The organism is Actinoplanes sp. CA-030573, from assembly GCF_050951115.1.
Taxonomy (GTDB): domain Bacteria; phylum Actinomycetota; class Actinomycetes; order Mycobacteriales; family Micromonosporaceae; genus Actinoplanes.
In genome coordinates, this window is the sequence record NZ_CP192038.1 from 7075880 (window position 1) to 7093834 (window position 17955).

The 17955-nt window shown below is 67.6% G+C and carries 13 protein-coding genes; 7 read left to right on the forward strand and 6 right to left on the reverse strand.

All coding sequences use genetic code 11. The annotated features are described in order from the left end of the window. Positions 1 to 114: 114 nt before the first annotated feature. Positions 115 to 1752, reverse strand: a complete 1638-nt coding sequence (locus ACQP2F_RS32520; RefSeq protein WP_433294213.1) for a methyl-accepting chemotaxis protein — start codon at positions 1750 to 1752, stop codon at positions 115 to 117. Between the two features lie 252 nt (positions 1753 to 2004). After that, positions 2005 to 3978 (reverse strand): putative bifunctional diguanylate cyclase/phosphodiesterase, encoded by a 1974-nt coding sequence (locus ACQP2F_RS32525; RefSeq protein WP_433294216.1) that lies wholly within the window; start codon positions 3976 to 3978, stop codon positions 2005 to 2007. A gap of 407 nt (positions 3979 to 4385) precedes the next feature. Between ACQP2F_RS32525 and ACQP2F_RS32530 the strand changes: the two genes are divergently transcribed. Continuing rightward, positions 4386 to 5303: an MgtC/SapB family protein gene (locus ACQP2F_RS32530; protein WP_433294218.1), complete on the forward strand. Its 918-nt coding sequence runs from the start codon at positions 4386 to 4388 to the stop codon at positions 5301 to 5303. Between the two features lie 173 nt (positions 5304 to 5476). Here the strand turns inward: ACQP2F_RS32530 and ACQP2F_RS32535 are convergent, their stop codons facing one another. Together ACQP2F_RS32535 and ACQP2F_RS32540 are read right to left on the reverse strand one after the other, a co-directional pair. Next, a complete protein-coding gene (locus tag ACQP2F_RS32535) occupies positions 5477 to 6241 on the reverse strand; it encodes an SDR family NAD(P)-dependent oxidoreductase (protein ID WP_433294219.1) in 765 nt (254 codons plus the stop codon). Positions 6242 to 6268: 27 nt separating this feature from the next. After that, the gene (locus ACQP2F_RS32540) at positions 6269 to 7201 is read right to left on the reverse strand and encodes an NADP-dependent oxidoreductase (RefSeq protein ID WP_433294221.1); all 933 of its coding nucleotides are present in this window, start codon (positions 7199 to 7201) and stop codon (positions 6269 to 6271) included. Between the two features lie 69 nt (positions 7202 to 7270). Between ACQP2F_RS32540 and ACQP2F_RS32545 the strand changes: the two genes are divergently transcribed. The 6 genes from ACQP2F_RS32545 to ACQP2F_RS32570 all read left to right on the forward strand — a co-directional run bounded on the left by ACQP2F_RS32545 (position 7271) and on the right by ACQP2F_RS32570 (position 14111). After that, the gene (locus tag ACQP2F_RS32545; protein WP_433294222.1) at positions 7271 to 8251 is read left to right on the forward strand and encodes a GlxA family transcriptional regulator; all 981 of its coding nucleotides are present in this window, start codon (positions 7271 to 7273) and stop codon (positions 8249 to 8251) included. A gap of 266 nt (positions 8252 to 8517) precedes the next feature. Next, on the forward strand, positions 8518 to 9402 hold the full coding sequence (locus ACQP2F_RS32550; RefSeq protein WP_433294224.1) for a SigB/SigF/SigG family RNA polymerase sigma factor: 885 nt from the start codon (positions 8518 to 8520) through the stop codon (positions 9400 to 9402). A 190-nt stretch (positions 9403 to 9592) separates the two neighbouring features. Next, a complete protein-coding gene (locus tag ACQP2F_RS32555; RefSeq protein WP_433294226.1) occupies positions 9593 to 10891 on the forward strand; it encodes an ABC transporter substrate-binding protein in 1299 nt (432 codons plus the stop codon). Beyond that, positions 10888 to 11838: a carbohydrate ABC transporter permease gene (locus ACQP2F_RS32560; RefSeq protein ID WP_433294228.1), complete on the forward strand. Its 951-nt coding sequence runs from the start codon at positions 10888 to 10890 to the stop codon at positions 11836 to 11838. Before ACQP2F_RS32555 ends, ACQP2F_RS32560 begins: the two co-directional genes overlap by 4 nt. Then, entirely contained in the window at positions 11835 to 12686 is an 852-nt protein-coding gene (locus tag ACQP2F_RS32565; protein WP_433294229.1) for a carbohydrate ABC transporter permease, read from the forward strand. The genes ACQP2F_RS32560 and ACQP2F_RS32565 overlap by 4 nt, the downstream gene beginning before the upstream one ends. Positions 12687 to 12887: 201 nt before the next feature. Beyond that, positions 12888 to 14111: a GAF domain-containing protein gene (locus ACQP2F_RS32570; RefSeq protein WP_433294231.1), complete on the forward strand. Its 1224-nt coding sequence runs from the start codon at positions 12888 to 12890 to the stop codon at positions 14109 to 14111. 24 nt (positions 14112 to 14135) lie between these two features. Here the strand turns inward: ACQP2F_RS32570 and ACQP2F_RS32575 are convergent, their stop codons facing one another. Then, positions 14136 to 15329, reverse strand: coding sequence for a hypothetical protein (locus ACQP2F_RS32575; protein WP_433294234.1), 1194 nt, complete (start codon positions 15327 to 15329; stop codon positions 14136 to 14138). A gap of 456 nt (positions 15330 to 15785) precedes the next feature. Beyond that, positions 15786 to 17729, reverse strand: coding sequence for a potassium transporter Kup (locus ACQP2F_RS32580; RefSeq protein ID WP_433294236.1), 1944 nt, complete (start codon positions 17727 to 17729; stop codon positions 15786 to 15788). Between the last annotated feature and the right edge of the window lie 226 nt (positions 17730 to 17955).

Sequence of the window (17955 nt, forward strand, 5' to 3'; positions counted from 1 at the left end):
CCGTCAGCGTTTCGTGCCGTGCGGAGACGCCGCTGCGAATTCCACGGGGGAAGAACTCGCAGCGGCGCTGGCTTGACCGTACTCGAAACAGAGGTGAGCCGTCGATCTGGGCGGTTAGATGCGGTATTCGGCGACGGTGGCTTGAAGGTCGGCCGCCGTGCGGGCGAGTTCGTTGGCGGTCTGCTGCGTTTCGGTGGCGCCGGAGGTGACCTGTTGCGCGGCTTGCGCGACGCCGGCGATGGTTTCGGCGATACTCGAGGAGCCTTCGGCAGCTTGGCCGACGCTACGGGCGATCTCAGTGGTGGTGGCGGTTTGTTGTTCGACGGCGGCGGCGATCGTGCCGGTGTAGTCGTTGATGGTGGCGATCACGTCCGCGATCTGCCCAATCGCCTCGACGGTGCTGGCCGTTTCGGCTTGGATCGCGGCAACCTGACGGGTGATGTCGTCAGTCGCCCGAGCGGTTTCCTGGGCAAGGTCCTTGACCTCGGAGGCCACCACGGCGAAACCTTTGCCGGCTTCACCCGCGCGGGCGGCCTCGATCGTGGCGTTGAGGGCCAGCAGGTTGGTCTGCTCGGCGATGGAGGTGATCAAAGCGACTACGGTGCCGATCTGCGCGGAAGCGGCCCCGAGTTTCTGCACGCTCAGATTGGTGGCTTGGGCGGTGTCGGCGGCGCCGGCGGCGACTCCGGCGGCCTCCCCGGCATTGGTGGCGATCTCCCGGATCGAGACACCCATCTGGTCGGCGCCCGCGGCCACGGCCTGCACTCCTTGAGACACCGTTCCGGCCGAGTCGGAGACAGTGTTGACTTGCGCGGAAGTTTGCTCGGCGGCAGCCGATAGCTGAGCGGAAACGGCGGACAGTTGCTCGGACGCCGAGGCGAGCAACTCCGAGCTGGTGGTCACTTTGCCGACCATGCCGGCGACCGAGGCGGCGGTGGCGTTGAGCGTACCGGCCATCCGGCCGACTTCGTCGCGGCTCTCCACCGAGGTCCGGGCGGTGAGGTCACCGGAGCCGATGCGGTCCAAGGTCTGCACACACCGGGCAAGCGGACGCACGATCAGCCGGGCGATCCCGGCGGCGATCGCGATACCCAGAAGCGCGCTGGCTACCAACATCACGATGACCCAGATCCGGGTCGACTGGTACCGGTGCTCGGCGGTGATCTCCTCGACCTGCGACGCCTGGACGGTGGTGTTGGACAGGGCGGCGAGGTTGTCGCGGACCGCGGTGATCGCCGCGGTCTGGTCCCCGGCGCGCAGCGCTTTCAGGCGTGTGGTGTCGCCCTCGTCGGCCAGCGGCAACGTTTCGGTTCGCAGGAGGCTGGTGTACGTCTGCCAGGCCGCGTCGAACGCGGTGATCTGCGATGCGGCCGTGGCGCTGAGCGGATACGCCTTGTACGTCGCTGCCGTGGCGGTCACCTCATTCTGGGCCGCTTGCAGCGTGGTCTTCGCTGTGGCGTGCCCGGCCGGGTCGCCGGCCACAACGTAGTCGTCGGCGGCGAGCCAGACCGCGCTGACCGCGCTGCGCAGATCTCCTATGGTGTCGAGTTCCTGGCCGTGCTGGTACACCGTTTTCACCTGCGCGTTGGTGGTGCCCAAATTGCCCAAGGCATAAAGGCCGTCGGCGACGCTGAACACCGAGATGATCCCAACCGCGATCGAAATCTTCGTACCGACCCGCCGGTCGGCCAGCCACTGCCGCCATCCCCACCGCCGGGGCGTCTCCGCGTTCGACGTCACGTTCGTGTTCACCTGTCCCGGACTTAGGGTCGGCCCGCCCTCGTGGCGGCCTCGTCACCTCCTAGGCAACCAGCCCCGGATACGCCGCGAGATCGAAACGCAAGATCCGCCGAAGCAGGGACAGGGTATTGACACCGCCCGTTTGCAGCGCCCGCCGACATTGCTGCCGCGTTCACGCTCACACGCGGGTCCGCGAGCCGTCGCACGAACCGGCAACGTCCCCGCGCCAACGACGATAACGGCCTTGCCGTGGAGTGGGTGGCTTCAGGTGGTTTGTCGGGCGCGGTTGCGGGTGCCGGGGCTGCCTTCGTCCGCACCACCGCCCGCCTCGGCGATGGCGGGTTGCCGGTCGAGCCATGCGGCGAGTTGGTCGGGAGGAAGTGGTGGGGTCGCGACGTAGCCCTGAATCTGGTCGCAGCCGAATTCGTTCAGCCTGTGCCAGACGTCGTAGGACTCCACGCCTTCGGCGATGATGCGTAGTCCCAGATCGCGGCCGAGCCGGATCACGTTGCGGACGACGGTTTCGTGGACGGGGTTGGTGAGCAGGTCAGCGATGAAGAGTTGGTCGATCTTCAGGGTGTCCACCGGCAGGGTGCCGAGTTGTGACAGGGAGGTGTATCCGACGCCGAAGTCGTCGATGGACATGCCGATGCCCAGGTCGTGCAACCGGTTCAGGGTGGCGAGCGCGCGTTGCGGGTCGGTGGTGATGGCTGTTTCGGTGATCTCGATTTCGATCATGCTGGCGGGTATCGCGGCGGCGTTGATCGCGGCGAGTATGACGTCGGGCAGGTCGGGATCGACGAGGTTGCGTGGTGAGATGTTGACCGCGACGACCAGGGGGTGCCCGTCGGCGCGCCAGGCGGCGCATTGGCGGGCGGCTTCGCCGATCACCCAGGCGGTCAGCGGTTTGATCAGTGAGGTGTGTTCGGCGAGCGGCATGAATGCGAACGGTCCGAGTAGTCCGCGGTCGGGGTGTTGCCAGCGCACCAGCGCTTCGACATGGCCGACGGCACCGTCCGGGCGGCACTTGGGCTGGTAGTGAAGCCGTAACTCACCGGCAGTGATCGCGCGGCGGAGGTCGGTCAGCACGGTCAGATGCTGCTCGTCGCGAGTGTCGGTCGCCGGGTCGTACACAGTGATCCCGAGACCATTGTTCTTCGCCTGATACATCGCCACGTCCGCGCAGCGCAGCAGGGTGTCAACGGTGGTGCCGTTCTCGGGGGACACAGCGATACCGACGCTGGCCTCGGTCTCGACGGTGAGCTGACCGACGGTGGCCGGCGCCCGCACGACCTGGCGTAGCCGCCGCGCGGTCTCCTGTGCACTCTCCCGGATTTCGCCCGGACTGCCCGCGGCGCCCAGATCGGTGAGCAGGACGGCAAATTCGTCGCCGCCGAGGCGCACGGCAGTGTCACCGTGTCGAGTGGCGGCGGCGAGGCGACCGGCGATCGTCGTCAACAGGTCGTCGCCGGCCCGGTGCCCGAGAGTGTCATTGATTTCTTTGAACCCGTCGAGATCGAGCAACAACAGTGCGCTCTGCCGGTCCCCACTCAGAACATTGTTCGCCCGCTCGGCCAACAGCACCCGGTTACCCAATCCGGTAACGGCGTCGTGGCGCGTCGCGTATTCCTGGCGGCGTATCCGCCGCCGGGTGCGCCAGAACAGGACCACGCCGGCGACCGCCACCAATACCGCGCCGCCGTTGATCAGCCGGAGGGAGCGGGTGATCGAACTGCTGATCGCGTCGTCGGGCAGCATGACTTCTACGACAGCATCGATCGCGTGGTCGTCGGCCGCGGCGGGATCGGCGTCCACGGGTAGGAAGACATTCAGTGTCGCAGAGTCGCCGCTGCTGACCGTGCTGAACGCCATGCCGCTCCGGGACCGGGCCAGTAGCTGGGCGGGCAAGACGGCGGCGGAGGAGGGATGTGCGCGGTCGGCGTAGATCAGGTGGCCACTGCGTAGAGCCCAGACCACGAGACCGGCGATGTGGTGGTTCTCGCGTAATTTCGCCACATCGGCGTCCATGTCCGCTCGACGTTCAACGTCCAGGACGCCGGTCTGCAGGATGCCGGTGGTGATGTTACGGCCGACGACCAGCTCGTCGATCAACTCCGCGCTGAATTCAGCACTGTTCACCGCCCGGGTATGCACCTCTTCTTGGAGCGCATGCAGTCCGAGTCCCCCCGCCACGGCGGTAACAATCCCGAGCATCACCAGGATCCGCCACGGCGTCATCCGTGTGCGGCCAGCAAGGAACCACCGCTCTCGCACGGTAACTGATCGGCACCGCAGGCCGCGATCTGAGGGGAATCCGCCCAATCCCTTTCGGCGGCACAGCGGAGCGCATCCTCCAAGCGGCTTACCGGGGACTCTGCTCTCAGATTTTGGACCGCCGCCAAAATTCGGAGCGCGAGGACCGGCGGCTTGCCGGACTCGTTGATGCCCGACCGATGAGGGCGGTCAGCGCCTGATGCGCAACGTCCTCGGCATTCCCGTGGCAGGCGCACGCCTCCCGCGCCACCCCATGCCGACGCGACAACTCAGCGTGGCCATTAGCGCACATGCCGCAACCTTAGGAGGGCCGCCTACACGTAAGAGCTCCCTTTGACCCCCACGCCAGCAAGCTGCGCGGTCTGCGATGGTTGTCGATTCCTCCGTACGCAACTCCCCCCGCCCCCGAGCTGCTCACGACGACCATCTGGGTACCGTCTCGTGACCGACGCCGGACCGCATTCCTGAACTCAACATTCGACCGCCTGTCGCCATATCGCAGCAGACCCAGCCATGGTCCATCGGCCGCGACCGAACCTCAGCGGAATGTCCGTACGCTGGGCAGCGTGGTGCTGGCGTCATTCGGAGAGCCGACCGGGCAAGGCTGGACGCAGATCGGCGAGCTCGTCCTGGCGTTCTTACTGTCCGCAGCGATCGGGTTGGAACGCGACGTCCGGCAGAAAAGCGCCGGGCTGCGAACCCACACCCTGGTCGGTTTCGCCTCCGCGCTGATCATGCTGGTGTCGAAGTACGGCTTCACCGATGTCTTGGGCCCGCACACCGTGCTCGACCCCTCCCGGATCGCCGCACAGATTGTCTCGGGAATCGGCTTCATCGGTGGTGGCCTGATCTTCGTACGTCGCGACGCCGTTCGCGGACTCACCACCGCCGCCGTGATCTGGCTGACCGCCGCCGTCGGCATGGCGGCCGGAGCCGGACTCTGGCTGCTGGCGATCGTCGTGACCGCCGGGCATTTCCTCGTCGTGTTCGGCTTCGCCCCGCTCGCCGCCCGGCTGCCCCGATCCCGATATGCACCGTCACGGATCCGCCTGACCTACGTCGACGGCCGCGGCGTGCTGCGGGCGGTGCTGGCCGAATGCGCCCGCCAAAACTTTGTCACCAGCGAGACAGCGTTCGAACAGGTCGACGGCCGGCCCGACCCGCGCACCGTCGCCGCCGGGCTGACCGTGCAGGGGCGAGGGTCGGTCAGCGATCTCACCGCCGCCATAGCCGATATCGACGGCGTCCTGGCCGTATCCGGCGACGACGGCAACACCCCCACGCCATGAACTCGCAACCAAACAGCCTCAGCGCAGAACTTTCGTCGAACCCGATCTTTCTTTGGCCCGGGTTCGCCGGTACCGTCCGCGTTGCCATCGAACGCCAACATACGGAACAAGGCTGCCGAGGCCGAGCTGGCCGTAAGGACGACGCCGAACACGCGGCTGGGCATCGCTTGATTTCACCAGGTCTGCTCGCCGGCCCGGACGAGCATCTCGTTGACGGCGACGCGGCGGTCACGAGACACCATGTAGCGAACGGCGTCGGCGATGTCGGAGGGCTGCATCAGAGTGACCGCGGAGACTTGTTCCAGGAACTGTTTGCCGAAGTCACCGCGCAGGCTTGCGACGATCTCGGTTTCGACGACTCCGGGTTCCACCACGCCGACCCGGACGCGGTGCGGCAGCATCTCCTGCCGAAGCGCTTCGGAGAAGGCGTTGACGCCGAACTTGGTCAGACTGTAGACGGCGTGCCCGGGACGGGCCACCCGGCCCGAGGTCGAGCTGATGGTGACGATGTCGGCCACGTTGCGCGGGCCTGATGCCGCTGCCTGCTGTAAGTGGGGCAACGCGGCGCGGGTGACGTTGAGCGTGCCGCCGATGTTGACCGCCAGCATCTTCTCCCATTCACCGTCGATCGCATCGCTCACCGGCCCGCTCAGCATCACGCCCGCGTTGTTGACCACGATGTCGAGGCGTCCCGCTTCGGCGACCGTCCGCGCTACCGCGTCTCTGGCCTGCTGTTCATCGGCGACGTCGGCCTCGACGACCAATGTCGTGCTGCCCGTCTCGGCCAGCTCGCCGGCCAGGGCTTTGAGCCGGTCGATGCGGCGGGCGACCAGCGCGACGATCGCGCCGTCGGCCGCCAATCCCCGCGCGATGCCTTCGCCGATGCCGCTGCTGGCCCCCGTCACCAGCGCGACCGTTCCGTTCAATGGTGCGTCCACATAGGACTCCTTTAGTAATCGGAGAGCTCAGGCGACCAGCAGGACGTTCTTGCCGGACTTGGGCTTGGTGGCTTGCGCGATCCCGGCCTGCTGCAGCGGGTATGTCGCGTCGACGACGGGCACCAGTTGCTTGTTGGCGGCGAGTTCGGCGAGGGCGTTCATGCCGACGCGGTCGGCCTCCACCAGCAGGGTCGCGGTCCGAATCTTGCGGCGTTCGGCTTCGGCCTGGGCCGCAGGAAGCGCGCGGGGCGCCAGGGTGACGAAAGTGCCGTCGGCACGAAGGAATTCGAACGTGGCGGCCGGGTCGCCGCCGGTCGTGTCGAGCACGACGTCGACGTCTCGCACCCCGGCGACCTGCGCGGCGTCCGCGCGGTCGATCACCTCGTCGGCGCCGAGCACCCGCACGAAGTCGGCGTTGCCCGCGGAGACCACGGCGATGACGTACGCCCCGCGGCTCTTGGCGATCTGCACGGCCAGGTGACCGACGCCGCCGGCCGCACCGTTGATCAGCACGCGGCTGCCCGGGCCGATGTGGGCGGTCTCGACCAGCGCCTGCCAGGCGGTCAGCCCGGCCAGCGGCAGCGCGGCCGCCTCCGGATGCGACAGGTGGGCCGGCTTGGGTACGAAGGCACGCGCCGGGGCCAGCACGTACTGCGCGTAAGCGCCGCTTCCGGCGGGGAAGGGCAACATCCCGAAAACCTGGTCACCCGGTTTGTGGATGGAGACACCCCCGCCGACCGCGGCGACCGTGCCCGAGACGTCCCAGCCGAGCACGAACGGCGGCTGTCCGAGGAACAGGCCGGTCTGCCGGTTCGTCGCGTCGATTGGGTTGACGCCCGCGGCGTGCACGTGGATGAGGATCTGGCCCAGCCCGGGCTGCGGGATCGGAGCGGAAACGACCTCGAGGACTTCCGGGCCGCCGAGCTCGTTCTGACTGATGGTGATCATGGTGTCGGTCATGACTCCATGCTGCGAGCGATCGGCGCTGACGACGATGGCAGACAGGTCACTTTGCGATAGAATTCTGCCATGTCGTTACCGCCCGCGGCTCCGCATCGCGTCGCTGTCCTCGCCCTCGACGGGGTGTTCCCCTTCGAGCTGGGCATCCCGCCGCGGGTTTTCGGCGCTGCCGAGGGCGCATACGAGGTGCAGGTGTGTTCGGTCGACGGCGGTGCGGTCGAGACCAACGCCGGTTTCGCCATCACGCCGATGCATGGACCGGAGATTCTCGAGACCGCCGACACCGTCATCGTCGCCCCGACTCATCCCGCGCGTCTGGGGCCGGAACTCTCCGCGCCCGCTGCGGCCGCTCTGCGCCGAATACCGGCCGACGCTCGGATAGCCTCGATCTGCACCGGGGCGTTCGTGCTCGCGGCCGCCGGGCTGCTCGACGGGCGCACTGCCACCACGCACTGGGAATCGGCGGCCCTGTTCCGCAAGTGGTATCCCCACATCTGGCTCGACGAGAGCGTGCTCTTCCTCGATGACGGCGAGGTCCTGACCTCAGCCGGGGCGGCCGCCGGAGTGGATCTCTGCCTGCATCTGATCCGATCGGATCTGGGCAGTGAGGCGGCCAATCGAGCCGCGCGCCGCTGCGTCGTCCCGCCGTTTCGCGATGGCGGCCAGGCCCAATACATCGAACGTCCGGTGCCGGACGACCCCGCTTCTTCGACCGCCGCGGCCCGGCAATGGGCGCTGGAACACCTCGCGGCCCCGCTGAGCGTGCCGCGCCTGGCCGAATTAGTGCATATGAGTTCGCGTACGTTCGCCCGCCGGTTCCGCGACGAGACCGGGGTGCCGCCGCATCGATGGATCATTGCGCAGCGGCTCGATCGGGCCCGGCATCTGCTGGAGTCGAGCAGCCTCTCCGTCGACCAGATCGCCGCCGACGTCGGCTTCGCCACGACGACATCACTGCGCCAGCACATGAACGCCGAACTCGGCGTGTCACCCAACGCCTACCGGCGCACCTTCCGCAACGAGACGACGCCCACCGAGGCTCGAGCTTAGCTTCCCGCTTTATATAACCCGAGCGGCCTTGAGCCTGGTCGCCGGCTGCGTTCCCGGAGGGCTGACCGCTGGCCAAGTCGGCCCAGCGCACAGTTGAACCTGTTCAACTGGTCCATCGAAATAGTTGCAGAGGTGCAAATATACCGGCACACTAGGCCCAGCACGGCGGTAGCTATCAGCCGTACTTCGTACTTTTGGCGAGACAACTTCATACGTTTGGCGAGCAGTATCCGACTCGGCGGGGACTCCGGGAGGAGACCGCCCCCATGCCAGTCTCGAACTTGTATCGACGCCTCGGCGCCACTTCGACCGACGGCACCGCCGCCACCTTGCTTGCCACGCTGGCCGCCATGCCGGCCGAGGATCCGCGTCGACCGGCCACCCGCCGCGAGGCCATCGAAGCGTGGCTACCTCTGGCCCAGCATCTGGCCCGCCGCTACGCCGACCGAGGCGAATCCGCCGACGACCTGTTGCACGTCGCCGTCGTCGGCTTGATCAAAGCAGTTGACCGCTTCGACCTTAGCCGCCGCGTCGATTTCCCCGCCTTCGCGATACCTACCATCCTCGGCGAGATCAAACGCCACTTCCGGGATCGCACCTGGGCCGTACGCATCCCGCGCCACCTGCAGGAACGATGGGCCGACATCCGCCTCGCCAACAGCGCACTGGCCCACCGGCTCGGCCGGGCGCCGACCATCACCGACATCGCCGAACACCTGGGCCTCAGCGATGAACAGGTCCTGGACGGCATCGAAGGCGGCCGCGCCTACATCGCCACAAGCCTCAGCACGCCCATCGACGACGAGAGCGGGCTCGAACTCGCCGACACCCTCGCCGCCCCCGACCAGTACGACCTCACCGACAACCGCATTGCGCTGCACGATGCGTTAGACCGTCTCGACAAAAGAGGACGCGAGATCGTGCTGCTGCGCTTTCGCGACAACCTCACCCAGGCCGAGATCAGCGAACGGATAGGTATTTCGCAGATGCACGTATCACGGCTCCTGGCGGCAGCCGTCAGCACACTGCGAACCGATCTGCTCGGCGACGGCATCGGACCGGGCCACATCGCCCGCACACGAGCAACCAAACGCTCAACGTCGATCGTCGCTCGTGGGCTGCCCCGGCGAACGAGTCGCCTTCCGAGTTGACCGGCCGGCGCAGGATTCGCAGGGCTGACACCGTCCGCTACATCCACACCGTCTGCCACATCGTGGCCTGCGACCCCAACAGAGGCCTCGGCGAACTCGAAGTTGCGTCGATTTATGCGTCGGTTGATGATTGACGCCTCCTGCGTCGGGCATCTCGACAACATCTAAAAGCTGTTCGGGGAGGTCAGTCGTGGCTGTTACGAGGCGCCAGTTCCTAGGATCGGCCAGTGCGCTGGCGGTGCCGCTGATGGTGAGCGGGTGCGGGTTCGCGCCATCGAGTTCCAAGTCCACCAACGCAAGCACCCTGTCCTTCACCACGTGGGGGACCGACAGCGAGCTGGCCGGCTTCCGTACCGCGATCGCCGCGTTCGAGAAGGCGGAACCGGCGGCGAAGGTCTCGTTGAACGCGGTTCCGTACGAACAGATGTTCAGCAACATCGATGCGCAGATTCAGGCGGGCAACCCGCCGGACATCTTCCGCGTGCCCTACTACACGTTCGGCAGCTATGCCGGCCGCGGGCAACTCCTCGACCTGACCCCGCATGTAGGTGCCGGTTTCGGTCAGCGTTTCACCCCGGCGGCCTGGCAGGCCGTGCAGAACGGCGACAAGCCGTACGGCGTTCCGCACCACACCGACACCTCGGTGATCTACTACAACAAAGCGGCGCTGACCGCCGCGGGCATCACCAGTGTGCCGTCCCGCCTCGACCAAGCCTGGAGCTGGGCCGAATTCGAAGCCGTCGCCCAGAAGCTGCGGGGCGCCCTGCCGAGCAGCAAGTTCCCGTTCGCCTACAACTGGCAGGGCAACGGAGTCACCCGCTGGCTCAGCCTGCTGTTCGAGGCGGACGGCCGTTTCCTGGCCGAAGACCTGCGAACCCCGGCCATCAACTCGGCGGCCGGCACCGCCGCCGTCGACTTCTCCAAAAGCTTCTTCGCCCGTAAGTTCGTCCCGCCGAACAGCTCGGTCAAATCGACAACCTACGCGGCAGACATCTGGTACGCGCAAACCTCGGCGATGGTCTTCGGCGGCGCCTTCCAAGTGCCGGACGCCACCAAGAACCTCAAATTCGACTGGGGAGTCACCTATTCGCCCCGCGATGTGCGCGCGGCCGGCGACTTCGGCGGCAACGCACTGGTCGCCACGGCCGGGACGAAGAAGCCCGATCTGGCGGCGAAGTTCCTGGACTTCATGACCCAGGCCGATGCGATGCGCACCTTCTGCGCCGGCGCGTCGCTGTTGCCCACGCGCGCGGACCTGGTCTCGAGCGGACTCGACTTCGCGGTGCGGCCGGAACTCTCGCCGGTCTTCATCGGCCAGGCGTCGACCGTACGCGCCACCGACTCCGGCCAGGTCGCCTCACCGTCCATGTCGAAGATCATCACCGTGCTGAAGGACCAGCTGGAACAAGCCTTCGTCGGCGGCCAATCCACCGCCGCCACCCTCACCCACATGGCGTCGGGAATCGCCGCGGCCACGGCCTCCAAATGACCGCCACCAACCACAACCCGTCCCGGGCCCGGGCTCCGGTTTCTGCCCCGCCCGAGCCGCCACGGGCACACCCACGGCGCCGATTCGGCGAGACGCTGGCCGCGTACGCGTTCATCACCCCGAACATGCTGCTGCTCGCCGTCTTCGTGCTGATCCCACTGGCCGGGGCCGTCTGGATCAGCCTGCAGCGCACCAACGGCTTCGGCGCCGGCACCTTCATCGGCCTGCACAACTACACTCGGCTGTTCAGCGACCCGCTGTTCTGGCGCTCCACCGCGAACACGGTTCTGTTCACCGTCATCGTCACCCCGGCGTCGATGGCGCTGGGGTTGGGTGCGGCGCTGCTGCTCAATTCTGTTCTACCGGCCCGCAAGGTGTTCCGTTCCATCCTGATCACCCCGATGGCCGTCTCCGGAGTCGCGGCCGCGCTGCTCGGCGGGCTCGTCTTCGACGAGAACAACGGCGTGCTGGACAAAGTCCTGACCGCCGTCGGCCTGCCGGCGGTGCACTGGCAATCCGGTGGGGTCGCGGCGTTCGCCTCGGTAGTACTGGTCACGCTGTGGTGGCGGATCGGTTTCAACATGCTGATCTATCTGGCCGGGCTGCAGTCGATCAGCCCCGAACTGTACGAGGCGGCGCGCCTCGACGGCGCCACCGGTTGGAACCGGTTGCGTCACATCACGGTGCCACTGGTCGGACCGTCGTCCTTCTTCCTGCTGATCCTCAACGTCATCTACTCGTTCCAGGTGTTCGACATCGTCTTCGTGCTGACCGGGGGTGGCCCGCAGAACGCGACATCGGTGCTGGTGACCTACGCGTACGACACCGGCTTCGTCACCCGCGACCAAGGTTACGCGGCCGCCATCGGCGTCGTTCTGCTGCTGCTGACCATGGCCTTCACGCTAGTGCAGTGGCACACCAACCGGACCCGGGACGTGGTCGAATGAAGAGGACCCCGGCCGTGATGCGCACACCGGCACACAGGCGGCTCGGCTCGGCACTGCGCCTGGCCGCCGCACTGACCGTCTCGGCCGTCATCCTGTTCCCGCTGTATTGGATGGTGGTCGTCGCGCTGTCCTCCCGGGCCGATCTGCTCGGCGCGGGCACCCGGCTGTGGCCGCACGCCCTGACCCTGGACAACTTCTCCCGCGTCCTGTCCGGATTCCCGGCCCTGACCTGGCTGGGCAACTCCGTCGCCATCGCGCTGGTGACCTCGCTGCTCACCGTGGCGGTCAACCTGCTCGCCGGATACGCCTTTGCCCAACTCCGTTTCCGCGGCTCGAACGCGCTGTTCCTGCTCGCCGTGGCCACCATCGCCCTACCAGTCCAGGTGATCATGGTGCCGCTGTTCAAACTCGTCACCAACACCGGCCTGTACGGCAGCTACTGGGCGGTGATCCTGCCGACCGCGGCCTCGGCCTTCGGCCTGTTCCTGGCCCGCCAGTTCATCATCGGCATCCCGCACGACCTGATCGACGCGGCCCGCATCGACGGCGCCGGTCAGCTCAAGGTCTTCACCCGCATAGTGCTGCCGCTCTCGCGGCCGCTGATCGCGGTGCTGTTCTTCATGAGCCTGCTCGGCAGCTGGAACGACTTCGCGTGGCCCCTGATCGCGCTGAAGGACAACCGGCTCTTCACCCTGCCCATCGGCCTGCTCTATCTGCAGGGCCAGTTCGGCTCCGACTACGGGGCCACCATGGCGTTCGCGTTGCTCAACGTGACCCCCATGATCGTGCTCTTCCTGGTCTTCCAGCGCTACTTCGTCCAGGGGTTCACCCGCAGCGGCATCCGATGAGCGATAAGCCGCACGAAAAGTCCTAACCGCTACCGACTTGTTGCCGCCCCGGAAGGCTACAGCCCTGACCGTTAGGTACCGTCCCAGTGGCGCTCAACCGGGGGCCGGCCTTCTTGCAGGTGAAAGGGCACACGCGACATGACGGCGCTACCATCTCAGCGGCCGACGCACGCCGAGGACGGGCAGGCAGCGGACGAGGACGTGCGAGTTCTGTTCGGTCAATCCATCGTCGTGTTCGCCGACCTGTCCGGGGCTGCACACGTGCTAGAAACGGCCAACCCGGCGTTCTTCGCCGCCATCGGCGGCCAGGATAGGGCGCGCACAGGCGCGCCGCTTGCCGACCTGGTGCCCGAACTGGCCGGGCAGGGTTTCATCGCGCTGCTGGACCAGGTGTACCGCACCGGCGAGCCCCACACCGGCCGCGACGCCCGCATCGTGCTCGGCGCCGGCGCGCAGGCGCGCGAGGCGTTCTTCGACTTCACCTACGAACCGCGCCGCGACGCCGACGGCACCGTGACCGGCATCCGGGTGATCGGCGTAGAGACCACCCAGGTCAAACAGGCGCAGCACCTGATGGCCGAACACCGCACCCTGCTGGAACAGATCGCCCGGCAGGCACCCCTGGCCGAAATCCTCGACGGGATGGCCCGCTGCATCGAGAGCCTCACCGGAGACGGCGTCCTCGTCTCGGTACTTCTGGCTGACCCGGACGGCGCCCACCTGCGTCACGGCGCCGCACCGAGCCTGCCCGACTTCTACAACCAGGCCATCGACGGAATCGCCACCGGCGAAGGCGTCGGCTCCTGCGGCACCGCCGCCCACCGCCGCCAGCCGGTCATCGTCACCGACATCGCCACCGATCCGTTCTGGGACGACTTCCGCGACCTGGCCGACCGGGCCCAGCTGGCCGCCTGCTGGTCCATACCGATCCTGGCCCGCGACGGCAGCCTGCTCGGCACGTTCGCCATGTACCACCGCTCCCCCCGCGTCCCGCACGACTTCGACCTCGCCCTGGCCCGGGTCTTCGCCGGCACCGCCGCACTGGCCATCGAACGCCACCACACCGAACAAGCTCGGCTCGACGCCGAGGCACGTGCCGAGGCCGCCGTACGCGAGCTGGCCGAAGCCGTGCGCGCCGAGCAGCAGTTGCGCACCGAAGCCGAGCAACGCGCCACGGCCGCCGCCGAACTCGCCGCCCAGATGCGCACCGCCGCAGCCGCTCAGGCCGGCACTCCTCACCCCGAGCGATGCCAACTCGGCGGGAAGGCCGGATGTCCAGAACCGGCCGAGCTGAAGGTCGCCGACTCCTGGGGTTCCTCCGCGTGGGGCTGTACTCGACACGTCGAGGAAGCCATCCTCAACGTCCACTCCGTGTTCATCGCCAGCGAAGAACTCGGCGGCCTCGACGCCTACCGCAACCGCTGAACGGTCATAGGCAACCTCGGCCGGTCACCGGTATTCGGCCAGCCGCGGGCGGATACCAGCGGCTAGCAGAAGCAATATGGCGGCCGCGAGCGGCAGCGGCAGCCACCGGGACCAGACCAGGAGCCGCCGATCGGTGCGGACCGCGGAGTCGAAGGCCCGGCTGTTGACGGCGATCAGGTCGGACAGGGCGGTGTCATAGCGTTCGAAAGCGTAGTTGGAGCCGCCGGGCGCGTAACTGGTGCACAGGACGATCGCGGCTGTGCGCCGGCCGGTGTCGGCGAGTTGGCGGATCTGCCGGTCGACGGCCTGGTATTGCTGGAACCGCTCGACTGTCAGTTCGGCCGCCGGCCGTTCGCCGGCGAAGGTGATATTGCCGAACTCCACGCCCATCGCCCCGCCCCAGCCGGCCCGGGCCGGATTCGCGTGGTACGCCTGCCAGGCGGCTGCGAGCTGCTGGTCGTAGGTCGCCAGGGTCGCTCCGGGTAGGTCCAGCACCTGCTGGGTCTTGTCGATGAACGCCTGCCGGTAAATGTCGGCGCGTTGCGGGTCGAGCAGGTAGCGGCTCTCGTCGGCGTTGGCGTCGTAGCTGAACGCCCGGGCGTGGGAGAGGGCGACTATCGAGTCGAACGCGTCCTGCTTGGCGCGGCGCAGGTCGTGGCCGTGCTGGCCGAGCATGAGCAAGGCACCGCCGGCCAGGACGACGGTCAGGGCCGACGCGGACAGCACACCGGGGTTGACGGTGCGCCGGAACCGGCGGGCCAGGAATCGTTGCAGCTCGGCCAGCAGGATCAGCAGCAAGACGGCGACCCCGACGACCGCGATCCGCGCGACCGTGACGCGGCGCATCTCGGTGCGGTAGCCGGTGTTCAGCTTCTGCGACTGCTCGTCGACGACCGCCTGAGCCCGCGCCAGCAGCGTCGAGCGCAGCAGCGTCGTGGCCGCCCGGTAGGTGTTCAGCGCCTGCGTTGCGTCGTGCTGGCCGTGCAGAAGCATCGCGTTGGCGGCGAGCGCTTCGTAGCGTCCGAGGCCGTCGAGCAGAAGGGTAAGGTTCGCATCGCCGGCGTTGGCCGCGGCCAGCCGCCGCACATCGGCGTCGACCTGCTGACGTCGACGTTCGTAGAGCGCGGCCGAACCGGTGGCGTCGCTGCCCAGCAACACGTTGGCGAGCTGGGCGTCCATGTCATTGAGCGCGAAGTACAGGTCGTCGGCGGCGACCACAGTCGGTGCCTCGACAACCGTGAGTCGCGCCGCGCCGGCTCGCGCTTGCGCAGCGGCAACTGTCAGCAGTGCCGCCGCGACGATGATGAGAAGGCCGCAGGCGACGGTCCAGCGTCGAAGGACCGCCGGAGTCGTACAGTCGGCCTGCATCCGGCTCAGCGGTGTAGATGGAACGCGATCCTCGACAGCTGTCCCCGTGTTCTCCACCAGACAACGATGCGACGATCATCGATAGGAAAGGCATCGCATTGACGACCCGTAGACGCCGCTGAGGCCATTGTTGACGGTACGTTGACATCGTGCGCTGGAAAGCCCTCGTCGAAGCCCGATCGAGAGCAACGGCGCGGACCTGCTGTCGCGGCTTGTCGACGCCCAGACCGGAACAGTCTGGCTGCGCCCGGGTGGGACGCGGAGCTGGCCAACGTCCGCTCGGTCCGGACCGTACGCAGCCGCCCCTCACACGTCGATACGTGAACCCATGATGACGGTGCGGTCACGCGGCAGGCCGAAGAACTCAGCGGCGTCGGCCGTGATGTAGGAGGTGGCGATAAACAGGCGTTTGCGCCAGGCCGCCATCGTCGCCGCCGGGCCGACCTGCAGCTCGATCTTCGACAGGAAGTACGACGCCTCCTCCAGACGCAGGTCACCTTCGGCGAGTTGCGGGTCGAGCAGTCGCAGCGCAGCCGGCACGTCGGGCGTCTCCAGGTAGCCGAACCGGGCGATGACATGGATGATGCCGTCGTCGCCGTAGCCGAGCGCGTCGACGCTGATGCGTTCCTGCGCCGCGATCCAAGGGACCGGCTCGGTCTGCAGCGACATGATGACCACGTGCTCATGCCGGACGTGGTTGTGCTCGACGTTGGCCCGTAGCGCCAGCGGCGCGGTAAGGCTGCCGCGGTTGAGGAAGACCGCGGTGCCGGCGACCGTCCGGGTCGCCGCCTGGTCGTCGCGCAAATAGGCGATGAATTCGCTCAGTGTGCCCTCACGCCGTTCGCGTTCCGCGGTGACGATCTGCCGGCCCCGCTGCCAGGTCGTCATGATCGTGAACGCGGTGAGCGCGATCAGCAGCGGCAGCCAAGCACCGTGCACCAGCTTGGTGAGGTTCGCGGCGACGAACAGCAGATCCACGAGGAGCAGAACGGCCGCGCCGCCGCTGAGCAGCCACAGCGGCACCCGCCACCGGCTGCGCGCCACGTAGAAGAACAGCAGGGTGGTGATGGTGATCGTTCCGGTCACGGCCATGCCGAACGCGAACGCCAACGCCGCGGAGCTGCGGAACGCGAAGACCAGCGTCAGCACCGAGACCATCAGCAGCCAATTGATCCAGGGCACGTAAATCTGGCCGACGGACGACTCCGAGGTGTGCGCCACCCGCAGCCGCGGCAGGTAACCGAGTTGCGCCGCCTGCGAAGCCACCGAATAGGCGCCGGTGATCACCGCTTGGGAGGCGATCACGGTCGCCGCCGTGGCCAGCAGCACCAGCGGGAGCCGCGCCCACCCTGGGGCGAGCAGGAAGAACGGGCCGCTCACGTTCGCCGGATCCTTGAGGATCAGCGCGCCCTGACCGAAGTAGCTCAAGGCGCAGGCGGGAAGCACCAGCCACAGCCAGCCCCGGGTGATCGCCCGCCGGCCGAAGTGCCCCATGTCGGCGTACAACGCCTCGGCACCAGTCACAGCCAGCACGATCGCCGCGAGGGCGAAGAACGCGACGCCGAAGTGCCCGGCCAGGAAACCGAGCGCGTACGTGGGCGACAACGCCTTGAGAATGCCGGGATGCGCGACGATACCAGCCACGCCGCAGGCGCCGATGGCCGCGAACCACGCGATCATCACCGGCCCGAAGACACGCCCGACCGCGGCGGTCCCCCGCCGCTGCACCAGAAACAGCACGACAATGATGACGGCGGTGATCGGGACGACCGCGTCGGCCAGCGACGGCTGGACCAGTTTGAGTCCTTCGACGGCCGACAGCACCGAGATGGCGGGAGTGATCATGCTGTCGCCGAAGAACAGCGCAGCCCCGAACAAACCCAGCCCGGCGAGCACGGCGGCGGCCCGTCGACCCTGTCCCGCGGCGTGGCGGCGCAACAGGGCGATCAGCGCCATGATGCCGCCCTCGCCGTGATTGTCGACCCGCATGGCCAACAACACGTAGGTGACGGTGACGATGATCATCACCGACCAGAAGACCAGCGACACCACGCCGTAGACGTTGCTCGAGCTGACCGGTACCGGATGCGGGTCCTCCGGGTTGAAAACGGTCTGCAGGGTGTAGATGGGGCTGGTGCCGATGTCCCCGAACACCACCCCGAGCGCGCCGACCACGATGCCGACCCGCGCGCTGTCATGTCCGGCCCCGGCCGGTTGCGCCACCGGCGTCGAGCGTTGCCCATCTGCCATCATGACCTCCCGCTCAGCACACGGTCCGCGAGCGGATCATGGCATAGGTAAAGCCCGCGGCTGGCCGTATTGGCGCCACGTGGACGGTGTGGCAGCGCCACGGAGATCATTCGCCGTCCATTTCGTCGAGAACGTCGGCCTCGTCGCGGTTGCCGGCGTCGGCCCGGGCCCGCAGGCGGTGTAGCTCGGCATCGGACATCTCGATCTCCCTCTACTCGGTCTCTTT

Bases quoted from the DNA above. Each gene is read 5' to 3' on its own strand.
- ACQP2F_RS32565 (WP_433294229.1), top strand. From the start codon at position 11,835: ATGAAGAGGACCCCGGCCGTGATGCGCACACCGGCACACAGGCGGCTC.
- ACQP2F_RS32545 (WP_433294222.1), top strand. From the start codon at position 7,271: ATGTCGTTACCGCCCGCGGCTCCGCATCGCGTCGCTGTCCTCGCCCTC.
- ACQP2F_RS32550 (WP_433294224.1), top strand. From the start codon at position 8,518: ATGCCAGTCTCGAACTTGTATCGACGCCTCGGCGCCACTTCGACCGAC.
- ACQP2F_RS32525 (WP_433294216.1), bottom strand. From the start codon at position 3,978: ATGACGCCGTGGCGGATCCTGGTGATGCTCGGGATTGTTACCGCCGTG.
- ACQP2F_RS32580 (WP_433294236.1), bottom strand. From the start codon at position 17,729: ATGGCAGATGGGCAACGCTCGACGCCGGTGGCGCAACCGGCCGGGGCC.
- ACQP2F_RS32540 (WP_433294221.1), bottom strand. From the start codon at position 7,201: ATGACCGACACCATGATCACCATCAGTCAGAACGAGCTCGGCGGCCCG.
- ACQP2F_RS32560 (WP_433294228.1), top strand. From the start codon at position 10,888: ATGACCGCCACCAACCACAACCCGTCCCGGGCCCGGGCTCCGGTTTCT.